Source organism: Amycolatopsis sp. NBRC 101858, from assembly GCF_030269325.1.
Classification (GTDB): domain Bacteria; phylum Actinomycetota; class Actinomycetes; order Mycobacteriales; family Pseudonocardiaceae; genus Amycolatopsis; species Amycolatopsis ponsaeliensis.
On sequence record NZ_BSTD01000002.1, the window covers coordinates 1,609,166 to 1,627,932 of the forward strand.

General features: G+C 71.5%; 17 protein-coding genes. 9 read left to right on the forward strand and 8 right to left on the reverse strand.

Annotated elements, in window-relative coordinates; all coding sequences use genetic code 11:
- Positions 1 to 52: 52 nt before the first annotated feature.
- Together QSK39_RS20445 and QSK39_RS20450 are read left to right on the forward strand one after the other, a co-directional pair.
- A complete protein-coding gene (locus QSK39_RS20445; protein ID WP_285479355.1) occupies positions 53 to 1,639 on the forward strand; it encodes a molybdopterin-dependent oxidoreductase in 1,587 nt (528 codons plus the stop codon).
- A 113-nt stretch (positions 1,640 to 1,752) separates the two neighbouring features.
- Positions 1,753 to 2,418 carry a fasciclin domain-containing protein gene (locus QSK39_RS20450; RefSeq protein ID WP_285479356.1) on the forward strand — a complete coding sequence of 222 codons (666 nt, stop codon included), beginning with the start codon at positions 1,753 to 1,755 and terminating at the stop codon, positions 2,416 to 2,418.
- A 404-nt stretch (positions 2,419 to 2,822) separates the two neighbouring features.
- Here QSK39_RS20450 and QSK39_RS20455 read toward each other — a convergent pair whose 3' ends face one another.
- The 4 genes from QSK39_RS20455 to QSK39_RS20470 all read right to left on the reverse strand — a co-directional run bounded on the left by QSK39_RS20455 (position 2,823) and on the right by QSK39_RS20470 (position 9,749).
- The gene (locus tag QSK39_RS20455; RefSeq protein WP_285479357.1) at positions 2,823 to 3,185 is read right to left on the reverse strand and encodes a twin-arginine translocase TatA/TatE family subunit; all 363 of its coding nucleotides are present in this window, start codon (positions 3,183 to 3,185) and stop codon (positions 2,823 to 2,825) included.
- Positions 3,186 to 3,336: 151 nt separating this feature from the next.
- Positions 3,337 to 7,527 carry a non-ribosomal peptide synthetase gene (locus tag QSK39_RS20460; protein ID WP_285479358.1) on the reverse strand — a complete coding sequence of 1,397 codons (4,191 nt, stop codon included), beginning with the start codon at positions 7,525 to 7,527 and terminating at the stop codon, positions 3,337 to 3,339.
- A 2-nt stretch (positions 7,528 to 7,529) separates the two neighbouring features.
- Positions 7,530 to 8,036 carry an SET domain-containing protein gene (locus QSK39_RS20465; protein ID WP_285479359.1) on the reverse strand — a complete coding sequence of 169 codons (507 nt, stop codon included), beginning with the start codon at positions 8,034 to 8,036 and terminating at the stop codon, positions 7,530 to 7,532.
- 561 nt (positions 8,037 to 8,597) lie between these two features.
- The gene (locus tag QSK39_RS20470) at positions 8,598 to 9,749 is read right to left on the reverse strand and encodes an epoxide hydrolase family protein (protein ID WP_285479937.1); all 1,152 of its coding nucleotides are present in this window, start codon (positions 9,747 to 9,749) and stop codon (positions 8,598 to 8,600) included.
- Between the two features lie 98 nt (positions 9,750 to 9,847).
- On the opposite strand from QSK39_RS20470, the gene QSK39_RS20475 reads away from it, so the two are divergent.
- From QSK39_RS20475 to QSK39_RS20485, 3 genes are all read left to right on the forward strand, one after another.
- Complete coding sequence (locus QSK39_RS20475) at positions 9,848 to 10,438, forward strand: TetR/AcrR family transcriptional regulator (RefSeq protein WP_285479360.1); 591 nt, start codon at positions 9,848 to 9,850, stop codon at positions 10,436 to 10,438.
- Between the two features lie 261 nt (positions 10,439 to 10,699).
- A complete protein-coding gene (locus QSK39_RS20480) occupies positions 10,700 to 11,116 on the forward strand; it encodes a sigma-70 family RNA polymerase sigma factor (protein WP_285479361.1) in 417 nt (138 codons plus the stop codon).
- Positions 11,113 to 11,337: a hypothetical protein gene (locus QSK39_RS20485; protein ID WP_285479362.1), complete on the forward strand. Its 225-nt coding sequence runs from the start codon at positions 11,113 to 11,115 to the stop codon at positions 11,335 to 11,337. Before QSK39_RS20480 ends, QSK39_RS20485 begins: the two co-directional genes overlap by 4 nt.
- A gap of 255 nt (positions 11,338 to 11,592) precedes the next feature.
- On the opposite strand, the gene QSK39_RS20490 is transcribed toward QSK39_RS20485, so the two are convergent.
- Complete coding sequence (locus tag QSK39_RS20490; RefSeq protein WP_285479363.1) at positions 11,593 to 12,051, reverse strand: Asp23/Gls24 family envelope stress response protein; 459 nt, start codon at positions 12,049 to 12,051, stop codon at positions 11,593 to 11,595.
- Positions 12,052 to 12,235: 184 nt separating this feature from the next.
- Between QSK39_RS20490 and QSK39_RS20495 the strand changes: the two genes are divergently transcribed.
- Together QSK39_RS20495 and QSK39_RS20500 are read left to right on the forward strand one after the other, a co-directional pair.
- The gene (locus QSK39_RS20495) at positions 12,236 to 12,445 is read left to right on the forward strand and encodes a CsbD family protein (RefSeq protein WP_176170774.1); all 210 of its coding nucleotides are present in this window, start codon (positions 12,236 to 12,238) and stop codon (positions 12,443 to 12,445) included.
- A 111-nt stretch (positions 12,446 to 12,556) separates the two neighbouring features.
- Positions 12,557 to 13,081, forward strand: coding sequence for a phosphatase PAP2 family protein (locus QSK39_RS20500; protein WP_285479364.1), 525 nt, complete (start codon positions 12,557 to 12,559; stop codon positions 13,079 to 13,081).
- An 80-nt stretch (positions 13,082 to 13,161) separates the two neighbouring features.
- On the opposite strand, the gene QSK39_RS20505 is transcribed toward QSK39_RS20500, so the two are convergent.
- Together QSK39_RS20505 and QSK39_RS20510 are read right to left on the reverse strand one after the other, a co-directional pair.
- Positions 13,162 to 13,503 carry an anti-sigma factor antagonist gene (locus QSK39_RS20505; RefSeq protein WP_285479365.1) on the reverse strand — a complete coding sequence of 114 codons (342 nt, stop codon included), beginning with the start codon at positions 13,501 to 13,503 and terminating at the stop codon, positions 13,162 to 13,164.
- A 240-nt stretch (positions 13,504 to 13,743) separates the two neighbouring features.
- A complete protein-coding gene (locus QSK39_RS20510) occupies positions 13,744 to 13,971 on the reverse strand; it encodes a hypothetical protein (protein ID WP_285479366.1) in 228 nt (75 codons plus the stop codon).
- 552 nt (positions 13,972 to 14,523) lie between these two features.
- Between QSK39_RS20510 and QSK39_RS20515 the strand changes: the two genes are divergently transcribed.
- Together QSK39_RS20515 and QSK39_RS20520 are read left to right on the forward strand one after the other, a co-directional pair.
- Positions 14,524 to 14,820 carry a WhiB family transcriptional regulator gene (locus QSK39_RS20515; RefSeq protein WP_285479367.1) on the forward strand — a complete coding sequence of 99 codons (297 nt, stop codon included), beginning with the start codon at positions 14,524 to 14,526 and terminating at the stop codon, positions 14,818 to 14,820.
- A 46-nt stretch (positions 14,821 to 14,866) separates the two neighbouring features.
- Positions 14,867 to 15,337 carry a hypothetical protein gene (locus QSK39_RS20520; RefSeq protein ID WP_285479368.1) on the forward strand — a complete coding sequence of 157 codons (471 nt, stop codon included), beginning with the start codon at positions 14,867 to 14,869 and terminating at the stop codon, positions 15,335 to 15,337.
- Positions 15,338 to 15,504: 167 nt separating this feature from the next.
- On the opposite strand, the gene QSK39_RS20525 is transcribed toward QSK39_RS20520, so the two are convergent.
- Positions 15,505 to 18,477 carry an ATP-binding protein gene (locus QSK39_RS20525; protein ID WP_285479369.1) on the reverse strand — a complete coding sequence of 991 codons (2,973 nt, stop codon included), beginning with the start codon at positions 18,475 to 18,477 and terminating at the stop codon, positions 15,505 to 15,507.
- Positions 18,478 to 18,767 lie beyond the last annotated feature (290 nt).

An 18,767-nucleotide genomic window follows, 5' to 3' on the forward strand; every position in this document is an offset into this window, starting at 1 on the left:
GTCGGTGTGCTCACAAACCCATACGGAGTCCGCGCAGCGCCGAATACGGACCATGGCCGCGACAAAACTGAGTGCCCCGCTCGACAACCCCGCTCCGCCACAACGGACCCGGTTGCGGTTTTTCGCGGCCGCGTTCACCGGGATCCTCGCCCTCGCCGCCGCGCTCGCCGCGGGTCACCTGGTCGCCGGGTTCATCAGCATCAACGCCTCCCCCTACCTCGCGGTGGGCAACGGCGCCATCGACCTCACCCCGATCGAGCTGAAGGACTTCGCCGTCCGCACGTTCGGCACCTACGACAAGCTGGTGCTGCTGGGCAGCATGGCCGTGGTCATGGTGGGGGTCGCCGCGCTCGCGGGTGTCCTTTCGCGACGGTCACCGGTGCCGGGCACCGCGCTCATCGCCGTGTTCGGGCTGGTCGGCGCGTTCGCCGTGTACCAGCGGCCGGACCTGACGGCTGTCGCGCTGCTGGCCCCGATCGCCAGCCTGCTCGTGGGCGTCGCGGTTTTCCTTCTCCTGCACCGGATCGCGCCGCGAGTGTGGCGTGACCCGGAATCGGACGAGAAGACCGGCACCTCGCGGCGACGGTTCCTGATCGGTGGCGCGGGCGTCGTCGTCGGGGCCGGCGCCGTCGGCCTGGGCGGGCAGCTGATCAGCTCGTCGCGCGACGCCACGGCGTCCCGCGAGGCGGTCGGCAAGCTGATCCCGGCGCGCACCGCGCCGATGATCCCGGCCGACGCCGACTTCTCGAAGCTCGGCACCCCGCCCTTCCTGACCCCGAACGACAAGTTCTACCGCGTGGACACGGCGTTGTCGGTGCCGCAAGTGCGGACCGAGGACTGGAGCCTGCGGCTGCACGGCATGGTCGACCGCGAAATCCGCTTCAGCTACAACGACATCCGCAACCGCCCGCTGGTCGAGCGCACCGTCACGATGACGTGCGTGTCCAACGAGGTCGGCGGCGACTACGTGTCGACGTCGAACTTCATCGGTGTCGACCTGGCCGACCTGCTCGCCGAAGCCGGTGTGAAACCCGGTGCCGAGCAGCTGTTCTGCACCAGCGTGGACGGCTGGACCTCCGGGACGCCGGTCGCGGCCGCGCAGGACCGCGCCCGCGGCGCGATGCTCGCGATCGGGATGAACGGCGAACCGCTGCCGCTGGAACACGGGTTCCCGGCGCGGCTGGTCACGCCCGGTCTCTTCGGGTACGTCTCGGCGACCAAGTGGGTCGTCGACATCGAGGTCACCACCTGGGCCGCGCGCCAGGCGTACTGGCTCAAGCGCGGGTGGAGCCGGGAGGCACCGATCAAGACGGAATCGCGGTTCGACTCGCACCGCGGCTTCGCCAGTGTCCCCAAGGGAAAGACGCGCGTCGCGGGCGTGGCCTGGGCCCAGCACACCGGGATCGAGAAGGTCGAAGTCCGCGTCGACCAGGGACCGTGGCAAACGACCACGCTCTCGCAGGAGGTCAACCTCAACACCTGGCGGATGTGGTGGACCGAGGTCGACCTGCCGGCCGGGGTACACCAGGTGTTCTGCCGCGCCACCGACAAGTCCGGCTACACCCAGACCGACATGCGCGCCGGCACCGTCCCGGATGGTGCGACCGGCTGGCACAACGTCACGTTCACCGCAGCCTGAGAATTTCTTCCCGGACGACCAATCCGGTTCTTCCCGGGCACCGAATACCCATCAACAGAGGCGGATACCGAAACCGGTCGTCTCAGCCGCGTAATCAATTGGAGTGATTTTTCGTGCGTAACCTTCGTATTGCCGGTATCGGCCTGACCGCGGCCGCCGCCCTCACCCTCACCGCGTGTGGCAGCAGCGACACCGGTTCGTCCGCCTCCAGCAGCGCGCCGGCCCCGTCTTCGTCGATGGCCGCGCCGTCCTCCAGCGCCGCCGCGGGCGATGGCATGACCACCAACGCCGACGTCTTCGGCCCGGCCTGTTCCCAGCTGCCGCAGGGCTCCGCGCCCGGCTCGCTCGACTCCATGGGACCGCAGCCGGTCGCCTCGGCCGCGTCGACGAACCCGCTGCTGACCAAACTGGTCGCCGCGGTCAAGGCCACCAACCTCGTCGACACCCTCAACAGCCAGCAGGCCATCACGGTGTTCGCCCCGGCCGACCCGGCCTTCGCCGCCCTCGGTGACGCGAAGTTCGCCGAGCTGGCGGGCAAGCCGGCCGAGCTGTCCCCGATCCTGCAGTACCACGTCGTCGGCAAGCGTTACGACGCCAAGGGTCTCGCTTCCGCGGGCACGCTGGAGTCGCTCAACACCGCCGGTGGCCCGCTGAAGATCGAGGGCACCGGTGACAACATGACCGTCAACGGCGCGAAGATCCTGTGCGGCAACATCCCCACCAAGAACGCCACCGTCTTCGTGATCGACAAGGTGCTGACCCCGGGCACCAACAAGTAAGACTGTTTCCGGCCGCCGCAGCTTCGTGGACCACGGAGCTGCGGCGGCCGTGTTCTGTCCGTCGTGGTCAGCCGGTGATCATGGTGGTTTCGACCTGGCGGCGGGTTGCAGGAGATTCGCCGCCGGGGGACGCCCTTAGCGGCGGCGTTCCGCCGGTCGTCGTCATGGTTGGTTCACTCCAGAGCCGTGACGGCGGCCGGCCCCTCAACCGGCCCGGCTGGCAAGCGGTGGCTGCGGGCGCCCGGTGACGACCTGGCCCGCGTAGGTGAGACCGGCGCCGAACCCCGGGGACGGATTCTGCCGGCAGTGCGGTACAACCCTGAACCGCCGGGACAACACGACCCGCGAGCGGCCCAGCAGATCCAGCAGGTCATCCACGCCCACGACGGTGTGGCAGGGCTCGGTCACGTCGCGTCCGGGTCGACCGGTGCCCGTTCCCCGGGCCTTGGCGGCGTGGCGGCCGGGGAGCCCGCCGCGATCTTCTCGCCGGCTGCCGCCGGCGGAGAGTCGTCGAGCAGGTAGCGCCCGAGCGCGGCTTTGGGGGCGAAGCTGCGCAACGACCGCAGATCCTCGAGCGGTTTACGCAGCTGAGTGAACTCCGGGCCGAGCTCGTTCTGCAGCCGTTCCTGGGCGCCCGCGGCGAAGGTGCGTGCCTTGCGCAGCGTCTGGGCGAGCCAGCGTGCGGACTCCGGAAGCCGTTCCGGGCCGACGATGAACAGGCCGGCGACCAGCAGGATCACCAGATGTTCCAGGCTGAGACCGAACACGTGCGTCCTCCTCGCAGCCGCCACCACGACGCCGCGGTGTCGACTGCCAGCGTAGAGGCGAGCCGGCCGTACTGGCGTGAACCAGAGGGCAAGGAACGGCCCCGTGCGGCTCCGCCAGAGCGCGCCACCTCACCGGCGGCCGGGCCCACTCCTAGGTACCTGGAATGGGGGGTTGCCTTGTTCCGTGGGGAGATCGGCGGTCCTGCTGTGTCGGACGAGCGGCGGGCACGGCCGCCTCGCCGGGCACGGCGAAGGTCCGGTCGAACTGCCAGAATGCCTGCGTCGGCGGCGCCGGGGCCGCCCGGACCCGGCCGGCCCGGCGCAGTGGCCGCGTCGCCGGATCGGGATTCGACCGCGGCGACGGCGCCTTCTGTTCCTTCGTCGGAACGCCCGCGTAGCGCAGCCGGGGCAGCAGCCGCTCCTGCTTCATGATCACGCTGTGCGGGGCGACGTACGCGTGTTCACCGATCTCGGCGCCGTACAACGGAACCGTGCCGTGCCCGAGCGTCGAGTGGGCGCCGACGTGGACGTGGTCGATCTTGAGCACGCGGTCCTCGAACGTGTGAGCCTGGAACATCGCGCTGACGGTCGCGCCGTCGCCGAAGTGCAGCATGTCGGGGTCGACGATCTGGGCGAACCCCTCGCCGAGCACGACGCGCTTGCCGATGGTCATGCCGGTGCGGCGCAGGTACAGCGGCAGCAGCAAGGTCCCCTCGAGCGCGGACAGGACGCCTCCCGCGACGAAACCCCAGGCGACGTAGAGGAAGTCCCAACGGCTGCACCAGCACGACCACAGCGGGTGCACGCCCGGGCGCACGCGGCCGAGCAGGCCCCATTTCAGCGCCAGGACGATCAGGCACGGCAGGATCGCCGAAGCGAGCGTCACGACGGCGGCGCCGGGAAAGACGAAGGCGACAAGCGGCAGAGTCCCTGCCACGTAGGCGATCCCGGCGAACCACGCCGTCATGACCGCCAGCGGGACGACCGGGAGCGCGAACCGCAGCCATTCCCAGAACACCCGGGTGACCACCCGGGCGAACGACGGGTCGTGGGTCAGCCTGCGGTCGGTTTCCACCACTTCGCGGCGCGGGAGCAGCATCGGCGGGTGCCCGAACCACGACGTGCCGGACGTCATGATGCGGTCGTCGGCGACGGTGCAGACACCGATGAGGATGTCCGGTGGCAGCCGCTGCCCACCCGGGACGACGGCGTGGTTGCCGAGGAACGTGTCGTGGCCGAGCCGGACCGGGGCCAAGGCGACCGTACCCTGCTGGATGCGGGGACCGCCGAGGTAGATGCCGTCGGCGAAGAAGGTGTCCGGGCCGATCTCGACCAGTTCCGGGACGACGTCGATGATCGTGCTGATCTCGCACCCGCGGCCCACCTTCATCCCGGCCCAGCGCAGCCACACCGGCCAGAACATCCCCCCGGAAAGCCAGTTCCCGGCCGTGGTGACCAAGCCGGTCTTGAGCGTCACCCGGATGTAGGCGAGGCTCCACCGGCTGATCACGCCCTCCTCGACGCGCCCGAGCAGCCGCGCGCCGAACGCTTCGAGCCAGACCGACACCAGCAGCGACAGGCAGCTCGCCCCGGCCAGGACGAGCAGGAACGGCAGGTGCGCCCACGGCCGCGTGAGCGCGTCGAGCAGTGCCGGGTACGTGACGTCGAAGGCGAGCACGAGCGCGATCAGCACGACCGAGAACGGCACCGCGAACAGCCAGGCGAACACCGCGCGGGCCGCGACGATCGCGAGGCCGTGCGCGAACGGCGAGAGCATGCTGCCGGACACGACCGGCACCGGGGCCCGGGGCGCCGGGCCGGCGTCGTGCGCCGGGACGCCGTCCCAGCGCCGGCCGTCCGGAACGGCGGTACCCGACGGCAGCGACGACAACGCGGCGAGCCAGGCTCCGCGGCCGAGCCGGGTGTTGGGCGACATGCCGGCGCGGACGTCCACCGTGGCGCCGCCGGCGACGGTGACCCGGCCGACCGTGAGGTGGCCTTCCGCCAGCTGCACCAGCCCGAGCGAGGCGTCCTGGCCGACGGTGGCGTCGTCGCCGATGTCGAGCAGGTCCCAGCCGCCCTGCACGACGTCGACGCCGCGGTGGATGTGCACGCGCTTGCCGATCCGGGCCCCGAGCGAGCGCAGCGCCATGTTCTGGAACTCGGTGCCGGCGATCGTTCCCCACGGCACGAACCGCAGCAGGTGCCGCACGATCCACAGCCGCAGGTGGAACCCGCTCCAGACCGGCATCCGCGTGGGTTCGAACTTCCCGATGAGCAGCCGTTTCACCCGAACCGCGAAGAACACGGCCACCGGCGTCCAGCCGAACCCGGCCACGAGCGCCGCGATCGGCAGCAGGACGATCAGCGAGACCAGCCCGATCCGCTCGGCCAGCCACGGCAGCACGACGAACACGGCGAAGTAACCGATCGGGGCGGCGATCGCCAGCTCGGCCAGCAGCCAGGCGGCCTGCGCGGCGGTGACGAGGACCGCGCTGCGGGCGGGGGCCACCAGCGCGTCGATCTCGTCGTGGGTCACCGGCGCGGCCAGCTTCGCGAGCCCCGCCACCGTGCGCGCGCTGTAGACGTCCCGCACGGCGATGGCCTCGGTGAGCGGGTTGACGCGCAGCTTCGAGATGAGCATCGCCGCCTGCAGCGAGCTGCCGCCGAGGTCGTCGAAGAAGTCGTCGTCGACGCCGACGTCCGGGGTGCCGAAGACGTCGCGCAGGGCGTCGGCGATGAACTGCTCGACCGGGTTCCCGGTGGTCCGCGCGGCCGCGTGGCGCCGGGCGGTGGCGAGCACCGGCAGGTCGTCGCGGCGGAGCTTGCCGCCGGCGCTGCGCGGCAGCGTGGCGGCTTCCCCGAAGACCGCGGGCACCATGTACGCGGGCAGGACCTTGCCGAGGTGTTCCCGGAGCGCGGCGGAGTCCGGGATGTGGCCGGGCCGGTCGGGGACCAGGTGCGCGGCGATGACCTGGCCCGCGCCCTCCCCCTGGACCCGGCACGCCGCTTCGCGCACGCCCGGGAGCCGCGCCAGCGACGCCTCGATGGCCTCCAGCTCGATCCGGTAGCCGCGCAGCTTGACCTGGGAGTCGATGCGGCCGTGGTAGAAGAGCGTGCCGTCCGGTTCGGCGTGCACGAGGTCGCCGGTGCGGTAGAGCCTGCCCAGGCGCGGGTGCCGCGGGAACTTCTCCGCCGTCAGCTCCGGCCGGTTGTGGTAGCCGAGCGCCAGGCCGTCGCCGCCCATGCACAGCTCGCCCTTTTCGCCCGGTTTGACCGGCCGCAGCTGCTCGTCGAGCACCCAGGCGCGCATGCCGGGGACCGGTTTGCCGATGGCGACCGGCTTCCCGGGCTCAACGTCCGCACGCAGGCAGGTCACGGTGCACTCGGTGGGCCCGTAGCCGTTGACCATCCGGCGCCCGGGCGCCCAGCGCTCGGCGACGTCGTCGGGCAGGGCTTCCCCGCCGACGTACAGCAGGCGCAGGTCGGGCAGCTCCCGGCGCGGGTCCGCGCACGCGGCCGCCCGCAGCAGGGTCGGCGGCGGGCACAGGACCGTGATCCGCTCGTCCCGCAGCCAGGGCACGAGGTCGGGACCGAGCCGGGCCGTCTCGTCGTCCATGACGACGACGGTGGCTCCGCACGCCCAGGCCATCCAGGACTCCTCGACCGAGGAGTCGTAGGCCGGCGAGGAGCCCTGGGCCACGCGGTCCCCCGGGCCGAGGCCGAATTCGGCGACGTCCGAGCGGATCAGGTTGACCACGCCCTGGTGTCCGACGAGCACGCCCTTCGGCTTGCCCGTGGTGCCCGAGGTGTAGATGACGTAGGCCAGCCCGGCCGGCGCCGCGGGCGCGATGACCGGCCGCGCGGCGGGCTCGGCGGTGCCGTCGACGAGCTGGACGGCGCCGGAGTAGCCGGCGCGGGTGGCCCGCTCGCGCCCGGCGTGGTCGGTGATGAGCAGCGCGGGTGCGGCGTCGCCGAGGATGTGGCCGAGCTGCTCGTCGGGGAACGACGGATCGAGGCAGACGTAGGCCGAACCGGCCCGCAGCACACCGAGCTGCGCGAGGTAGAGGTCTTCGGTGGAGCGCGACAGCAGGATCGCGACGATCCCCGGCCGCCGGACGGCCCGGTGCACCGCGCGCGCGACGCCCGCGGACCGGCGGTGCAGGTCGCCGTAGGTGACGGTCCGCCGCGGGCGCCCGCCCGAGGGCGGCACGTCCACGGCGATCGCGTCCGGACGGCGCCGGGCCGACTGCTCGAAGAAGTGGTGCAGCCGGGCGGGTGGCAGCTCCCCGGTTTGCCGGGGACTCCGGGTCGTGGGCGGGGCGCCCTGCGCCTGGCTCACCGTCACACCCCGACGGGTTCGGCGATCCGGCCGTCCAGCACGGCCAGCAGGTACGGCGACAGCAGCGCCCGCAGGTCTTCGCGTCGCGGGGCCGCCAGGTGCCGGAAGCCCTGGATCACGCCGTCGCAGCGGTCGCTGCCGCAGAGGCACGTGAACGGCTCGGCCATGTCGTACTCGGTGCTGGCGTAGTGGAAGGTGATCTGCGACCACGCGGGGATCGGCCGCAGGCTGAGCACCGACCGCTCGCGGATCACCGCCGTGGGCTCGCAGGCGTGGTTCATGAACCGCCAGTAGTAGCGGTCCAGCACCTCCTCCAGCGGGCTGCCCGCGGGCATGTCGACGTGGCTGTCCTCGTCCAGCTGGACGGTGTAGCGCGTCGGCGACGCGGTGAGCTCACCCTCGAGGGTGAACAGCAGCGTCCGTGCCGGCACGGCCTGATTGGTGACCAGCCGGTATTCGCCCTCGCTGCGAACTACGGCGGCGCGGCGCTGCTCGGTGACCTCGGTCATCCGTGACCTCCCGGGGAGTCGATCGTCTACCCGGAGCCACGCGCGCCAGGCTCCCCGAGTTCACGACCGCCACCGGCAGGTTCTCAGGATCCTCTCAACGACCACCTGCTAGCAGCCGGGCCTGGCGCAACTACCTCGTGACACCGCAACGCCAACTTTCCTCTGGGCCGGACACTTGCCCAAGCGGTTCTGGCGGGCGGCAAGGGGCCATCACCCGCTCACCGTCCTGGGCTCATGACTTCGGACCGCAGAAGCCTGTCGCCGCAGTACGGAAATCGGGCTGTCCGGTCAGCAGCCCCGGCCGCGCGAACTCTCCGGTGACGACTCGCGCAGCCGTCCCCGAGGAAGCCGCCTCGGACCGCCGAGCCGTCCGGATGACCGAACCACGCGCCCAACCACGGTGCTTGCCAGGAGCGCGGCCCCCACGAGTGATACGGCCCGCGCGGGGTGCGGGTCAACTCCGTCGGCCCCGGCTACGTCCGGTTCCCGGTTTCCCTGCGGGCGCCCTACCTCCACGGTCCGGTTTGCCACGCCGTGTGGTTCGAGGCTCGCGCGGGGCCGTCAGGAACGAAGGGCGCGCAGGCCGGTGCGGATTTCGCCGACCAGGATCTCGGGCTGCTCCAAGGCCGCGAAGTGACCGCCCTTGTCGGCCTCGCCGTAGTGGATCAAATTGCTGTAGGTGTCTTCGATCCAGCTTCGTGGCAGGCGGGGGATGTCCCTCGGGAAGACAGTCACCGCAACCGGAAGTGTCAGCTTCGGACCGGCGAAAGTGCGCGATCTGTTCTCCCAGTAGATGCGGGCGGACGACGCCGCGCTGTTGGTGAACCAGTAGAGGGATATCGCGTCGAGCATGTCGTCCGTGCCGAGGGCGTCTTCGGCGAGCCCGTGGTTGTCGGTCTTGGACTGGAACTTCTCGTAGATCCAGGCGGCCTGGCCGGCGGGAGAGTCCGCCAGTGCGAACCCGATCGTCTCCGGCTTCGTGCCCTGAAGGTGGTTCGACCCGCCGAGATCGCCGGTGTAGAGGGCGAGGCTCTCGACGGCGTGGCGCTGTTCGGGCGACAAGGTGTCGGGTATGCGTGCGGGAAAGGCGTAGTGGGTGTTCAGGTGAATTCCGAGAAGCCCCTCGGGTTGCAGGGCCCCGAGGGCAGTGGTGACGACGGCACCCCAATCGCCGCCTTGCGCGGCCCAGCGCGTGTAGCCGAGACGCTTCATCAGTTCCACCCACGCGTTCGCGATGCGCTCGACCGTCCACCCGGCCTCCGTGGGCTTCTGGGAGAACCCGAACCCGGGCAGTGACGGGACGACGACGTCGAACGCGTCGGCGGCGTCTCCGCCGAACGAAACCGGATCGGTCAGCGGGCCGATCAGCTTCAGGAACTCGACGATCGAGCCGGGCCATCCGTGCGTGAGGATCAGGGGCATCGCGTGGGGATGCGGGGACCTGACGTGGATGAAGTGGACGTCCAGCCCGTCGATCTCGGTCAGGAACTGGGGGAAGCGGTTGAGCTCGGACTCGAAGCGCCGCCAGTCGTAGCCGTCCTGCCAGTAGCCGACCAGGGATCTGGCGTTCTCCAGGCGGACCCCTTGTGACCAGTCGCCCACGGTTTCCGGGTCCGGCCATCGAGTTCCGGCCAGTCGCTGCTTCAGGTCGTCGATCTCCGAATCCGGGATCGAGACGGTGAACGGGCGGACGAGCGGCGTCGGAGCGGTCATCGGCTTCCTTTCGTTGCACACTGCTGTGCAACGTACTTCATTGCACACCAGTGTGCAATGATGGTGTCGTGCCTGCCGAGTCCTCCCGTGTGCGCTCGATGAACGAGACACGCGATCGCATCCTCGACGTCGCTCTCGACCTGCTGGGAGAGAACCCCGACGCCGGAATGGGTGACATCGCCGCCGCGGCCGGCGTCGTCCGCCGCACGGTCTACGGCCATTTCCCGTCGCGGCTCGACCTGGTCCGGACTCTGATGGAACGGGCCGTCATCGAGATGACGGGCGTGCTCACCGAAGTCGACGCCTCCGGCGGGGAAGCGGACGCGATGTGGGTCGAGTTCATCGCCCGCGTCTGGCCGGTGGCGCACCGGTACCGAGTGCTGCTGGCGCTGCGCCGTGGCGAGTACGGCGAGGCGATCCACGGCCTGCTCGGGCCGGTCGACGAGCTCCTCGCCGACCTCGTGAAACGGGGCCAGGACGGCGCCGTGTTCGCGCGGCACCTGCCGGCGGGCCTGCTGAGCCAGCTCGCCTACGGCGTCGTGTTCGCCATCGCCGACAGCGAGCTGCCGGACGGCCCCCGGGGTGCCCGAGCGGCGGCGGTCGCGAGCCTGCTGCTGCTGGGGGTTCCCGAGAAGCGCGCGATCACGCTCGCAGGCGGCCCGCAGCACTCGAGCGGCATCGCGGACTGACCTGCCCGGACAGGACATCGTCCCCGTTGCGACCGGACCTTTACCCCGAGTCGCACTCCGGCACGCTCGCGGCTTGACCGAAAACGAAGGCACGATCACGCCTGATCGGCCTGGTCGTTCTGAAGCGCTAAGCCGGCTAGCCGGAGCAAACACCCCTGCTTCCACGCCGTGGGTTTCCAAGATCCGTGCGGTGGGCACTTTCGATCCGCGCCGGGCTTCAGCAGCGAGGCCCTCCGGGAGGTCACTGTGCCGTCATCCGTGTTGACCGCTACTCACGATGAAGCGGCCGACGCGCCGCTGGTCGCGTTCGAACGCTTCGTGCGAATGCACCACGTCACCGTGTTCCGGCTGGCGTCGTGCCTGCTCGGCGATCCCGCAGGAGCCGAAGAGGTCACCGAAGAGGTGTTCGTCGGGCTCTGGCATGGGCAACGCAGGCCGCCCAGCACCGCAGATCTGTTCGTCCGCACGGTCGATCACTGCCTCGACAAGGCGGCGCCGACGGCTCTGTTCACCGCGCTGCGCCGGTTCGGCGGACCCGAACGAACCGGTTGGCTGCTGGCAGACGTCCTGCACTTCCCCGCTGCGCGGACGGCGGAGCTGCTCGAACGGTCCGAGACCGAATTCACGCCCCGGCTCGAGGCGACCCGCTTGGCCCTGACCCACTGGCTGGCGCCATGACCGGTCGAGAACACGGTCCGGCCGCCGACCGCCGGTGCGGCCACGACCCGGTCAGTTCGTGGGACGACCGCGGCGCGGCTGGTGACTGCACAGGCTGCACGACACTCCGGACCGAGGTCGAGAAGCTCCGGCGCTGCCTGGACCGGATCGCCGTCTGGCCCACCCGGCCGGCTGCCGACCTGGCGGACCGGATCATCGCCAGGATTCGGTCGGTGCCGTGAGAAGAGGCCGGGCCGTCATAGGCATCGCGGCCGCACCCACTCCCCCGCGAGCGACGCCCAAACAGCCCACCGGCCAGGCCCCGCGGAACCCGACCTTTCGGGGCCCCGGACCGCGCCGGGCGCCAGGTCCGGCTCGAGCAGTCCCAGGATCGCAGCCCCGATCCCGGCCGAGCAGCTGCGACACGTCGAGCTTGCCGTCGAAGTAGCCGCCGGCCAGCAAGCCGATCGCGCCCTGGCTCTACCGGCGGCGGGGAATCACTGCACCCGGCCGGTGTCGGCGCTCTCGCCTTCGTCCTCACCCGGCAGCCGCAAATCGCCGACGGCGATGTTGACCTCGACGACCTCCAGCCCGGTCATCCGCTCCACGCCGGTGATCACGGTGCGCCGCACCGACCGCGCCACATCGGCGATCGACACGCCGTACTCGACCACGATCTGCAGATCCACCGCTGCCTGCTTCTCCCCCACCTCGACCGAGACGCCCTGGCCCGCGGAAGCCGTCGCGCCCGGGATGCGCTCGCGGATCGCGGAGAAAGCGCGGGAGACACCACCACCGAGTGCGTGCACTCCGGCAACTTCACGGGTGGCCAGCCCGGCGATCTTCTGCACCACGGTGTCCGCGATCGTCGTCGACCCTTGAGCCGTGACCAGCGCACCGGTCGTCTTGTCCTTCGACGCCGTGGCGGCCGGAGCCTTCGAAGTCGTCTCAGCCATGGTGTTCCCTCCAATGTCGATTCGAACGCGTGTACCGGGAGGACCCGTGGCGCTCGGCATCATCACGATCACTTTCGTGTGAACACGCTCACGCTGCCGGGGCAATGACGAACCGTTCGCCGGGGTGTCTTGATGAACAGGACCGTCCACGAAGGACGGTGACCGAGCCGAGAGGAGCGACAGCATGTCGTTGGGTGACAAGATCGGGAACAAGGCCGACGACCTCGGCGGCAAGGCCAAGGAGGCTGCGGGCAAGGTGACCGGCGACGACGAGCTGCGCGCCGAGGGCCAGTCCGATCAGGCCAAGGCCGGTCTCAAGGACGCCGTCGAGAACGTCAAGGACGCGGTCGGCGACGTCGCCGACAAGGTGAAGAACGTGCTGAAGAAGGACTGACCGGCCCCAGACCGGTGGCCGGCGCGCGAGGGGTCGCGCCGGCCACCGCCGCCAGGATCGGAGGTGGCCGATGTCCGTGCTCGACCGGCCGCGCTCCCCGTCCGGGGTCTCGTGGCTGCGGGTGTCGCGGCGCTCGCGGTGTTCATCGCGCTGCTGATATCGGCTGCCGCGAACAGCGGCTGGGCCGCGACGTTCGACCAGGATCTCCACACGTGGTTGCTCGCCCCCCGCACGGCGACGCTGACCCTGCTCGCGCGGACGGCCACGGTCACGGCGACCCCGGCGGTGGCGACAGTTCTGGTGCTCGCGATCGCCGCGGGGATCGGCACCGGCACCGTTTCGGCGCGGCTGCGCCGTGCGAGCCTCGTCGGTGCGATCATGGCGCCGGCCCTGCTGGCCCGGTACGGCCTGTCGCAGCTCGTGGCCCGTCAGCGTCCCCCTCGCGAGGACTGGGCGTGGCACGCCTCGGGACAGTCGTTCCCCTCGGGACACACGACCGCAGCCGCCCTCGCCGCCGGACGCGTCGGCTGGCTGGCCATCCACCGTGTCACCAGTGGAACCAGCCGGATCGACGTCACTCTCGCCGCTGGGTCATCGGCGAACTCACCACCTACGACGAGCAGCACCACCGTCTGAGGGAGACCCTGCCGGTCTTCCTGACCACCGGCGCCAGTGCCGCGTCCGCAGGGCGGAAGAGCTGCTCCCCGGCCCGGAAGTCATGATCCACACCGTCTTTGCGCGCCAAGCACTTCTGTCAGCCCGAGCTGCATCAGTTTGGCGTGTGCGGAGGCCGACGCCACGACACACAGCGACTGCCCTAGGTCGAAGCACCTTCGAGCGAGCACCATGAGCGGTACGACAGCTTCCATCGTCAGATAAGTGACGGCCGAGAGGTCGACGACCACAGCCGAGCCGGCGGGTGCCACGAACGCCGGAGCGAGCATCTCGCAGGTTGCCGAGGCGTCCTCGAGCTCCTCCGAAACACAGACCGTGACGGTTTCGACGTTCGAACGCCGGATCAGTTCGCCGGCTCCGGGCCGGCCGTCTGGTGCCGCCACAGTCTGCTCTCCTCGAAGGCGTGGACACGTCACTCCGATCGGAGTGACGCTCACCGAGGATTCGGTGAGCTCCGCTCGCCGGATTGCCCAGCCGCACGACTCGACGCTCGCCCAGGGCTTGGTTCACGCCGTTCCGGTCCTCAAGGGACACACAGGAGAAGCGGGCGCAGTCCTATCGCACGATCCGGGAATCCAGCGCGCAGCGGATGATCCACCGGGCCACCGCGTCCTGTCGTGACATCAGCGGTCCGAGTCCGCCTCGACCGGCATCCCGATCATCTTGCGAACGAGCTCCTGCGCGTCGGCATACGCGTCGCCCGCCCCGGCCCGGTACTCGAGCGACCGATTGCGATCGGCCAAGCCGGCCCCGTCACGCGCATGCTGCTCGGCGCCGGCCAGGGCAGCCAGCAGGCGAACGGGGTCGAGCGTCGGGGCTTGTGCGCCGTCATCGGACATGAACGGTGTCACCTACATCTCGTGGCGGGACCAGTACGTTGTCCGGCTACCCGGCAAGAGGCTCGATGACGCCCAGCTGGGCGAAACAATCCGAAAATGACCCGGACGAGTGAGACCCCAGCAGGGCGGTGTCGTCGGGTAGGAACATTTCGGGCTGGATGTCGAGCTGCGCGTCAGCGATAGCGTCGGCCTGGGCCTACTCGAAGCCGCCCACGACCACCACGCCCGGCGCGACGAACCGCTCGGCCGCGGCGGCTTCGCGGTGCTGACCCGGCAGGCAGCCGCGCTACGCCTCCTGCACGTGCTGGGCCTGGCACGAAAACTCACCGTGGTCACCACGATGGGGCAGGCGCGGGCGTGACGTAACCGGTTGGCGTTGCCCGCCCCAGCGGGTCCCGGAGCGAGAGCGCCGTCGAGGGTGTCCGTCCGGGCATCGGCGCCGCGCCGGCCTCGCCCGCCCCACCCCGCGCGGGTGATCTTCGGGAAATGCCGGTACACCTCGCCGGCACCGGGTAGTCCCTCGGCAGCGGCCGGCCCGGCCGTCGAGCGAAGGGGGCTTGCCCGATGACCGATGTGAGCCGATTGCCTGCCGTTGTCGCGGAAAACTGGGACTGGCAGATGCGCGGAGCGTGCCGCGGCATGGACGCCGCGGTCTTCTTCCACTTCGACAACGAACGCGGCCTCGTCCGCCGGCACCGGGAAGAGTCGGCCAAGGAGATCTGCTCGCGCTGCCCCGTCCGGGCGGAATGCCTCGAGCACGCCGTCTCGACCGAAGAGACCTACGGCATCTGGGGCGGTCTCGGCGAGGACGCGTTGCGCCGGCTGATCGCCGCCAAGCGACGCTCTCCCGGACCGGAGTGATCGCGTTCGTGGACCACCGTGCCTGCGTGGTGCGTAGAGTACGCGTGTGGGCGTTCCCGCCGCCGAGACGATCCGGACCGTACTGCGGGCGATCTGTGTCGACGGCGCCCCGAACCGGGTGGGGATCGCCGGCCGGTCGGGTGCGGCCCGGTCGACCGTCGCGTCGACCGTCGAATTCCTGATCGCCCAAGGCGTGCTGGTCGAGCAGGAAGTGCACGACGGCAGCCGGGGACGCCCGGCGCGGGAACTCGCCCTCGGCCCCCGGTCACCGCTGGCCGGGATCGTCGCGTTCACCCCAGGGGCGACGACCGTGGCGATCTCCGACCTGCACGGCACCATCCGAGCCCGGCGAGACGCTCGCAACGCCCTGTCGGTCGGCCCCGAAGCCGCCGTGGACGCCGCAGCACTGGTGCTCGACGAGCTGATGGAGCAGCAGCCGGCGCAAAGCCGGGTCGAGCTGGTCGTCGCCTCGATCGGCGCACAGGTGAACGTGCCGCGCGCATTACCAGGACGATGAGCCAAGTCCACCCGATCACATGAAGACGAGACTGCCGGAGGGCAAGGCCGCGACGCGCGACTCCATGGGGTTGATCGAGTGTCCGACACGACCCCACGCTCAGGTTCGCCACCTACCTGCAACTCCCCTGAACCGGCCGCGCACCAACCCGCGGGGGTCGGTGTTTCTCACTCCGGCGACGGATTCAGCCCAGGTGTCGCGGCGGTGGTTTCGCGGGTCATCGTCCCCACCGTGCCGTGTGGAAGGGGCGTCCCGCGGCCCAGGACGTCGAGGGCCAGGCCGCTCAAGGCGATGCGGTTGGGCAAGCCCGTCTTGGCGATCAGGTTGCCCACGTGGCGCTCCACCGTGCGGGGTGACAGGTGCAGGTGGGCCGCGATCTCCTGGTTGTTCAGCCGGCCGGCCAGCAGCCCGAGCACTTCGTACTCCCGGGCGGTCACCCCCGCCGAGCGCAGCCGCTGCGGGATGTCGTCGGTGCCCCGCCGGTGCTGGGGTACGCGGATGCCTTCGCGTCGCAGCAGAGCGCGGCACGCCCGGGCCACCGCCGGCACCCTTCTTCGGTGGAAGAACCGCTCGGCGGCGCGCAGCCAGGCGACCGGGTCGCCCCAGCCGTCGTCCAGGGCGGCCTCGCCCACCAGGCGCAGGGCGAGGTGACGGCTGGTCGCGTACGGCTCGGCGACCCGGAGCGCGTCGACCATCACCCGCTCGGCGCGCCGGCGTTCCCCCTGCCGCCCCAGCAGGACGGCCCGGGCGAACAGGGCGAACTGCCGGTCCCAGCGCAGCCCCGCCGCCGGGTCGGCGTGCCCGGCCTGCCACTCGGACCGGCCCACCGTCCCGTCCAGCACCCCGAGAAAGAGGTGCAGCCCGTGCCGGCCGGACAGGTGATCGACGTCCTGGTGCCGCACGGCCACCGCGAGGTCCTCGCGGGCCCGGGCGGGGTTTTCCTCCAGCAGCGCGAGGAATGCGCCCGCCAGGCCGTGGACGCGGGGCGCGTGCAGCGTGAGGTCCCCGCGGTGCTCCTCGAACGAGGCCAGCGCCTCGGTCAGGCCCGCCCGGTCACCGCGGTGCCCGGCGAGCACCACCCGCAGGAGCAGGGCGTAGCGCATGGTCTCCGACTGGCGGAACCGCACGGTCGCGGCCAGCGCCGTGTCGAGCAGTTCGCGGGCCTCGGCCAGGTCGCCGCGCAGGATCGCGTGCAGGGCCAAGCTCGCCTCGGCCTGGTAGCGGGCGGTCACCGAGCCCACCTGGCTCGCCTGGTCGCGAGCGCGGTGCAGGCGCGTGAGGTCGCCGGTGCGCAGCGCGTCGTCGTTGCCCAGGCGGACCAGCGCGTGCAGCTCCCACCGGGGCAACCGGTGGAGCACGGCCAGCGAATGCGCGTGGTCCAGGCAGGCGGTGGCCTCGGCGACATCGCGCTGGCGGGCGATCGCGGCGAGCAGCAGCCAGGCCTGGCAGGCGACCACCGGCAGCGGCACGGACTCGGCGACCGTCGCCGCCTGCCGGGCCAGCTCTTCGGCTTTTGCGCGCCGGGCGGGATCCGGCCGGTCATAAGCGATGTGCGCGGCCACGACGTCGATCGGAGCGTGGTCGGCCGCCGCCGCGTCCGGGCCGAGCAGCGCCCTGGCCGTGTCGACCTCGGCCGACGCCTCGTCCACCCGCCCGGCGACCTCGAGGGCCCACGCCAGCCGGGTGTGCAGCGCGGCCCGCCGAGCCGGGGCCGGCCCGTCGAGCTGGTCGAGCGTCGCCATCGCCGACAGCGCCCGGTCCACCAGGCCGTCTTCGGCCAGGGCCAGGAGCAGCTGCCCCAACGTCTCCGCGCGCGTCGCCGGCTCGCCCGCGAGCAGTTCCCACGCCTGGCCGAGCAGGTCGACCGCCGAGGTCGTCGCGCCCCGGTCCAGCGCGCGGCGGCCGGCTTCGGCGAACAGGCGTCCGGCGGCGGGCCGCTGGTCGGCGGCCAGGCGCAGGGTGGCGGCGAGCTCGCACCACTCCCCCGGCAGTCCGGACTGCATCGCCTCCACCGCGTCGGCCGCCCGGGCCGCCCACCGGACGCGATCGTCGTCACCGAGCTGGGCCAGGACGGCCGCGCGGCCCAGCGGGTGGCCGAACGCGAACCAGCCCGGCTCGCTGTCCGGTTCGACGAGCGGTCCGGCCAGGTCGTCGTGGAGCAGGCCGAGCACGAAGTCGTCGGTCTGGCCGGTGACGCGGGCGAGCACGGCGACCGGGAAGCGGGGGCCGAACACCGCCGCGGCGGACAGCACCGCACGCGTTCCCTCGCCCGTCCCCGCGATGCGGGCGGCCAGCGGGCGGGTCAGCGCGGGCGGCAGCACGGCGTCGGGGAGATCCGCGGCCACCCAGGCCTCGCCATCCCGGGACAGCACCTCCTCCTGCACCAGCGCGGTCACGACTTCTTCGGCCAGGAAAGGGTTTCCGGCGCTGCCCGCCCACACCAGATCCAGCGCGGCGGAGGGCACCGCCGCCGCGTCCGTGCCGAGGTACGCGGCCACGAGCGGCCTCAAGTCGGTCCGGGAAAGGCGGCTCAGCTCGATCAGCAGGCCACGGCCGCGCTGCGCGGCTTCGCGCGTCATCGTGAGCGCCGCGCCGGCGGTGTCACGCACCCCGCAGAGCAGCACCGCCGGCTGCCGGTCGAGGTTGTCGATCAGGTATTCCAGGGTCGCCAGCGTCGCGGTGTCGGCGTCGTGGAGGTCGTCGAGCGCGAGCAGGCAGCCGCGGCCCGCCCCGGCGACGGCGATCAGCCGCAGCACGGCCTCGCCGAGCAGGACCGGCGACTCGGCCACGGCCCCGGCGGGCGGAGAGCTCCACGCGGGCACCAGGGTGCCCAGCGCCGGTGCGTAAGAGCCGAGCTCGGCCGGGTCGACCGGTTCCGTGCGCAGCAGGTGCAGGATCGCTTCGGTCAGCGGACGGAACGACACCGCAGGCCCGATCGCGCTGGCCCGGCCGCGCAGCACCGCCATGCCCGCCGCGGTCGCGCGGTCGACGCCCGCGTCGATCAGCCGGGACTTCCCGATCCCGCTCTCGCCGACGACGAAAACGGCGCCACCACGGCCTTCCCGGGCGGCTGCCAGCGCTTCGTCCACCGCTCGTGACTCTTCGCCGCGCCCCACCACGACGGGTGAGCGGTACTCCATCGGACCATCTTCGGCGGTCCACCCGCGAACTCTGCGGACACTTCTGACGGCATCCGATCGGCGTAGCGGCGCGAAAAACGGGCGTACGGACCGTACCGGACCACCCGCGTGCCGTCATGCGGGCCGAACCCGCACTTTTCGGCGACGCGGCCCCGCCCGCGGGCCACCCGCACCGCGACCGGGTCACCGACCGGCGGGATTTTCCCCGGCCGGCGTCGCGTTCGGCGTGTGGACGCGGCACCGCGGGAACCTGGGTGGCCGTGACCGAAGCGCGACCGTCCGTCACCGGC

What these genes read in the sequence shown, in the direction of transcription:
- QSK39_RS20475 (WP_285479360.1), top strand. Translation starts at nt 9,848, where the DNA reads ATGAACGAGACACGCGATCGCATCCTCGACGTCGCTCTCGACCTGCTG.
- QSK39_RS20445 (WP_285479355.1), top strand. Translation starts at nt 53, where the DNA reads ATGGCCGCGACAAAACTGAGTGCCCCGCTCGACAACCCCGCTCCGCCA.
- QSK39_RS20465 (WP_285479359.1), bottom strand. Translation starts at nt 8,036, where the DNA reads ATGACCGAGGTCACCGAGCAGCGCCGCGCCGCCGTAGTTCGCAGCGAG.
- QSK39_RS20470 (WP_285479937.1), bottom strand. Translation starts at nt 9,749, where the DNA reads ATGACCGCTCCGACGCCGCTCGTCCGCCCGTTCACCGTCTCGATCCCG.
- QSK39_RS20490 (WP_285479363.1), bottom strand. Translation starts at nt 12,051, where the DNA reads ATGGCTGAGACGACTTCGAAGGCTCCGGCCGCCACGGCGTCGAAGGAC.
- QSK39_RS20525 (WP_285479369.1), bottom strand. Translation starts at nt 18,477, where the DNA reads ATGGAGTACCGCTCACCCGTCGTGGTGGGGCGCGGCGAAGAGTCACGA.
- QSK39_RS20495 (WP_176170774.1), top strand. Translation starts at nt 12,236, where the DNA reads ATGTCGTTGGGTGACAAGATCGGGAACAAGGCCGACGACCTCGGCGGC.
- QSK39_RS20515 (WP_285479367.1), top strand. Translation starts at nt 14,524, where the DNA reads ATGACCGATGTGAGCCGATTGCCTGCCGTTGTCGCGGAAAACTGGGAC.
- QSK39_RS20485 (WP_285479362.1), top strand. Translation starts at nt 11,113, where the DNA reads ATGACCGGTCGAGAACACGGTCCGGCCGCCGACCGCCGGTGCGGCCAC.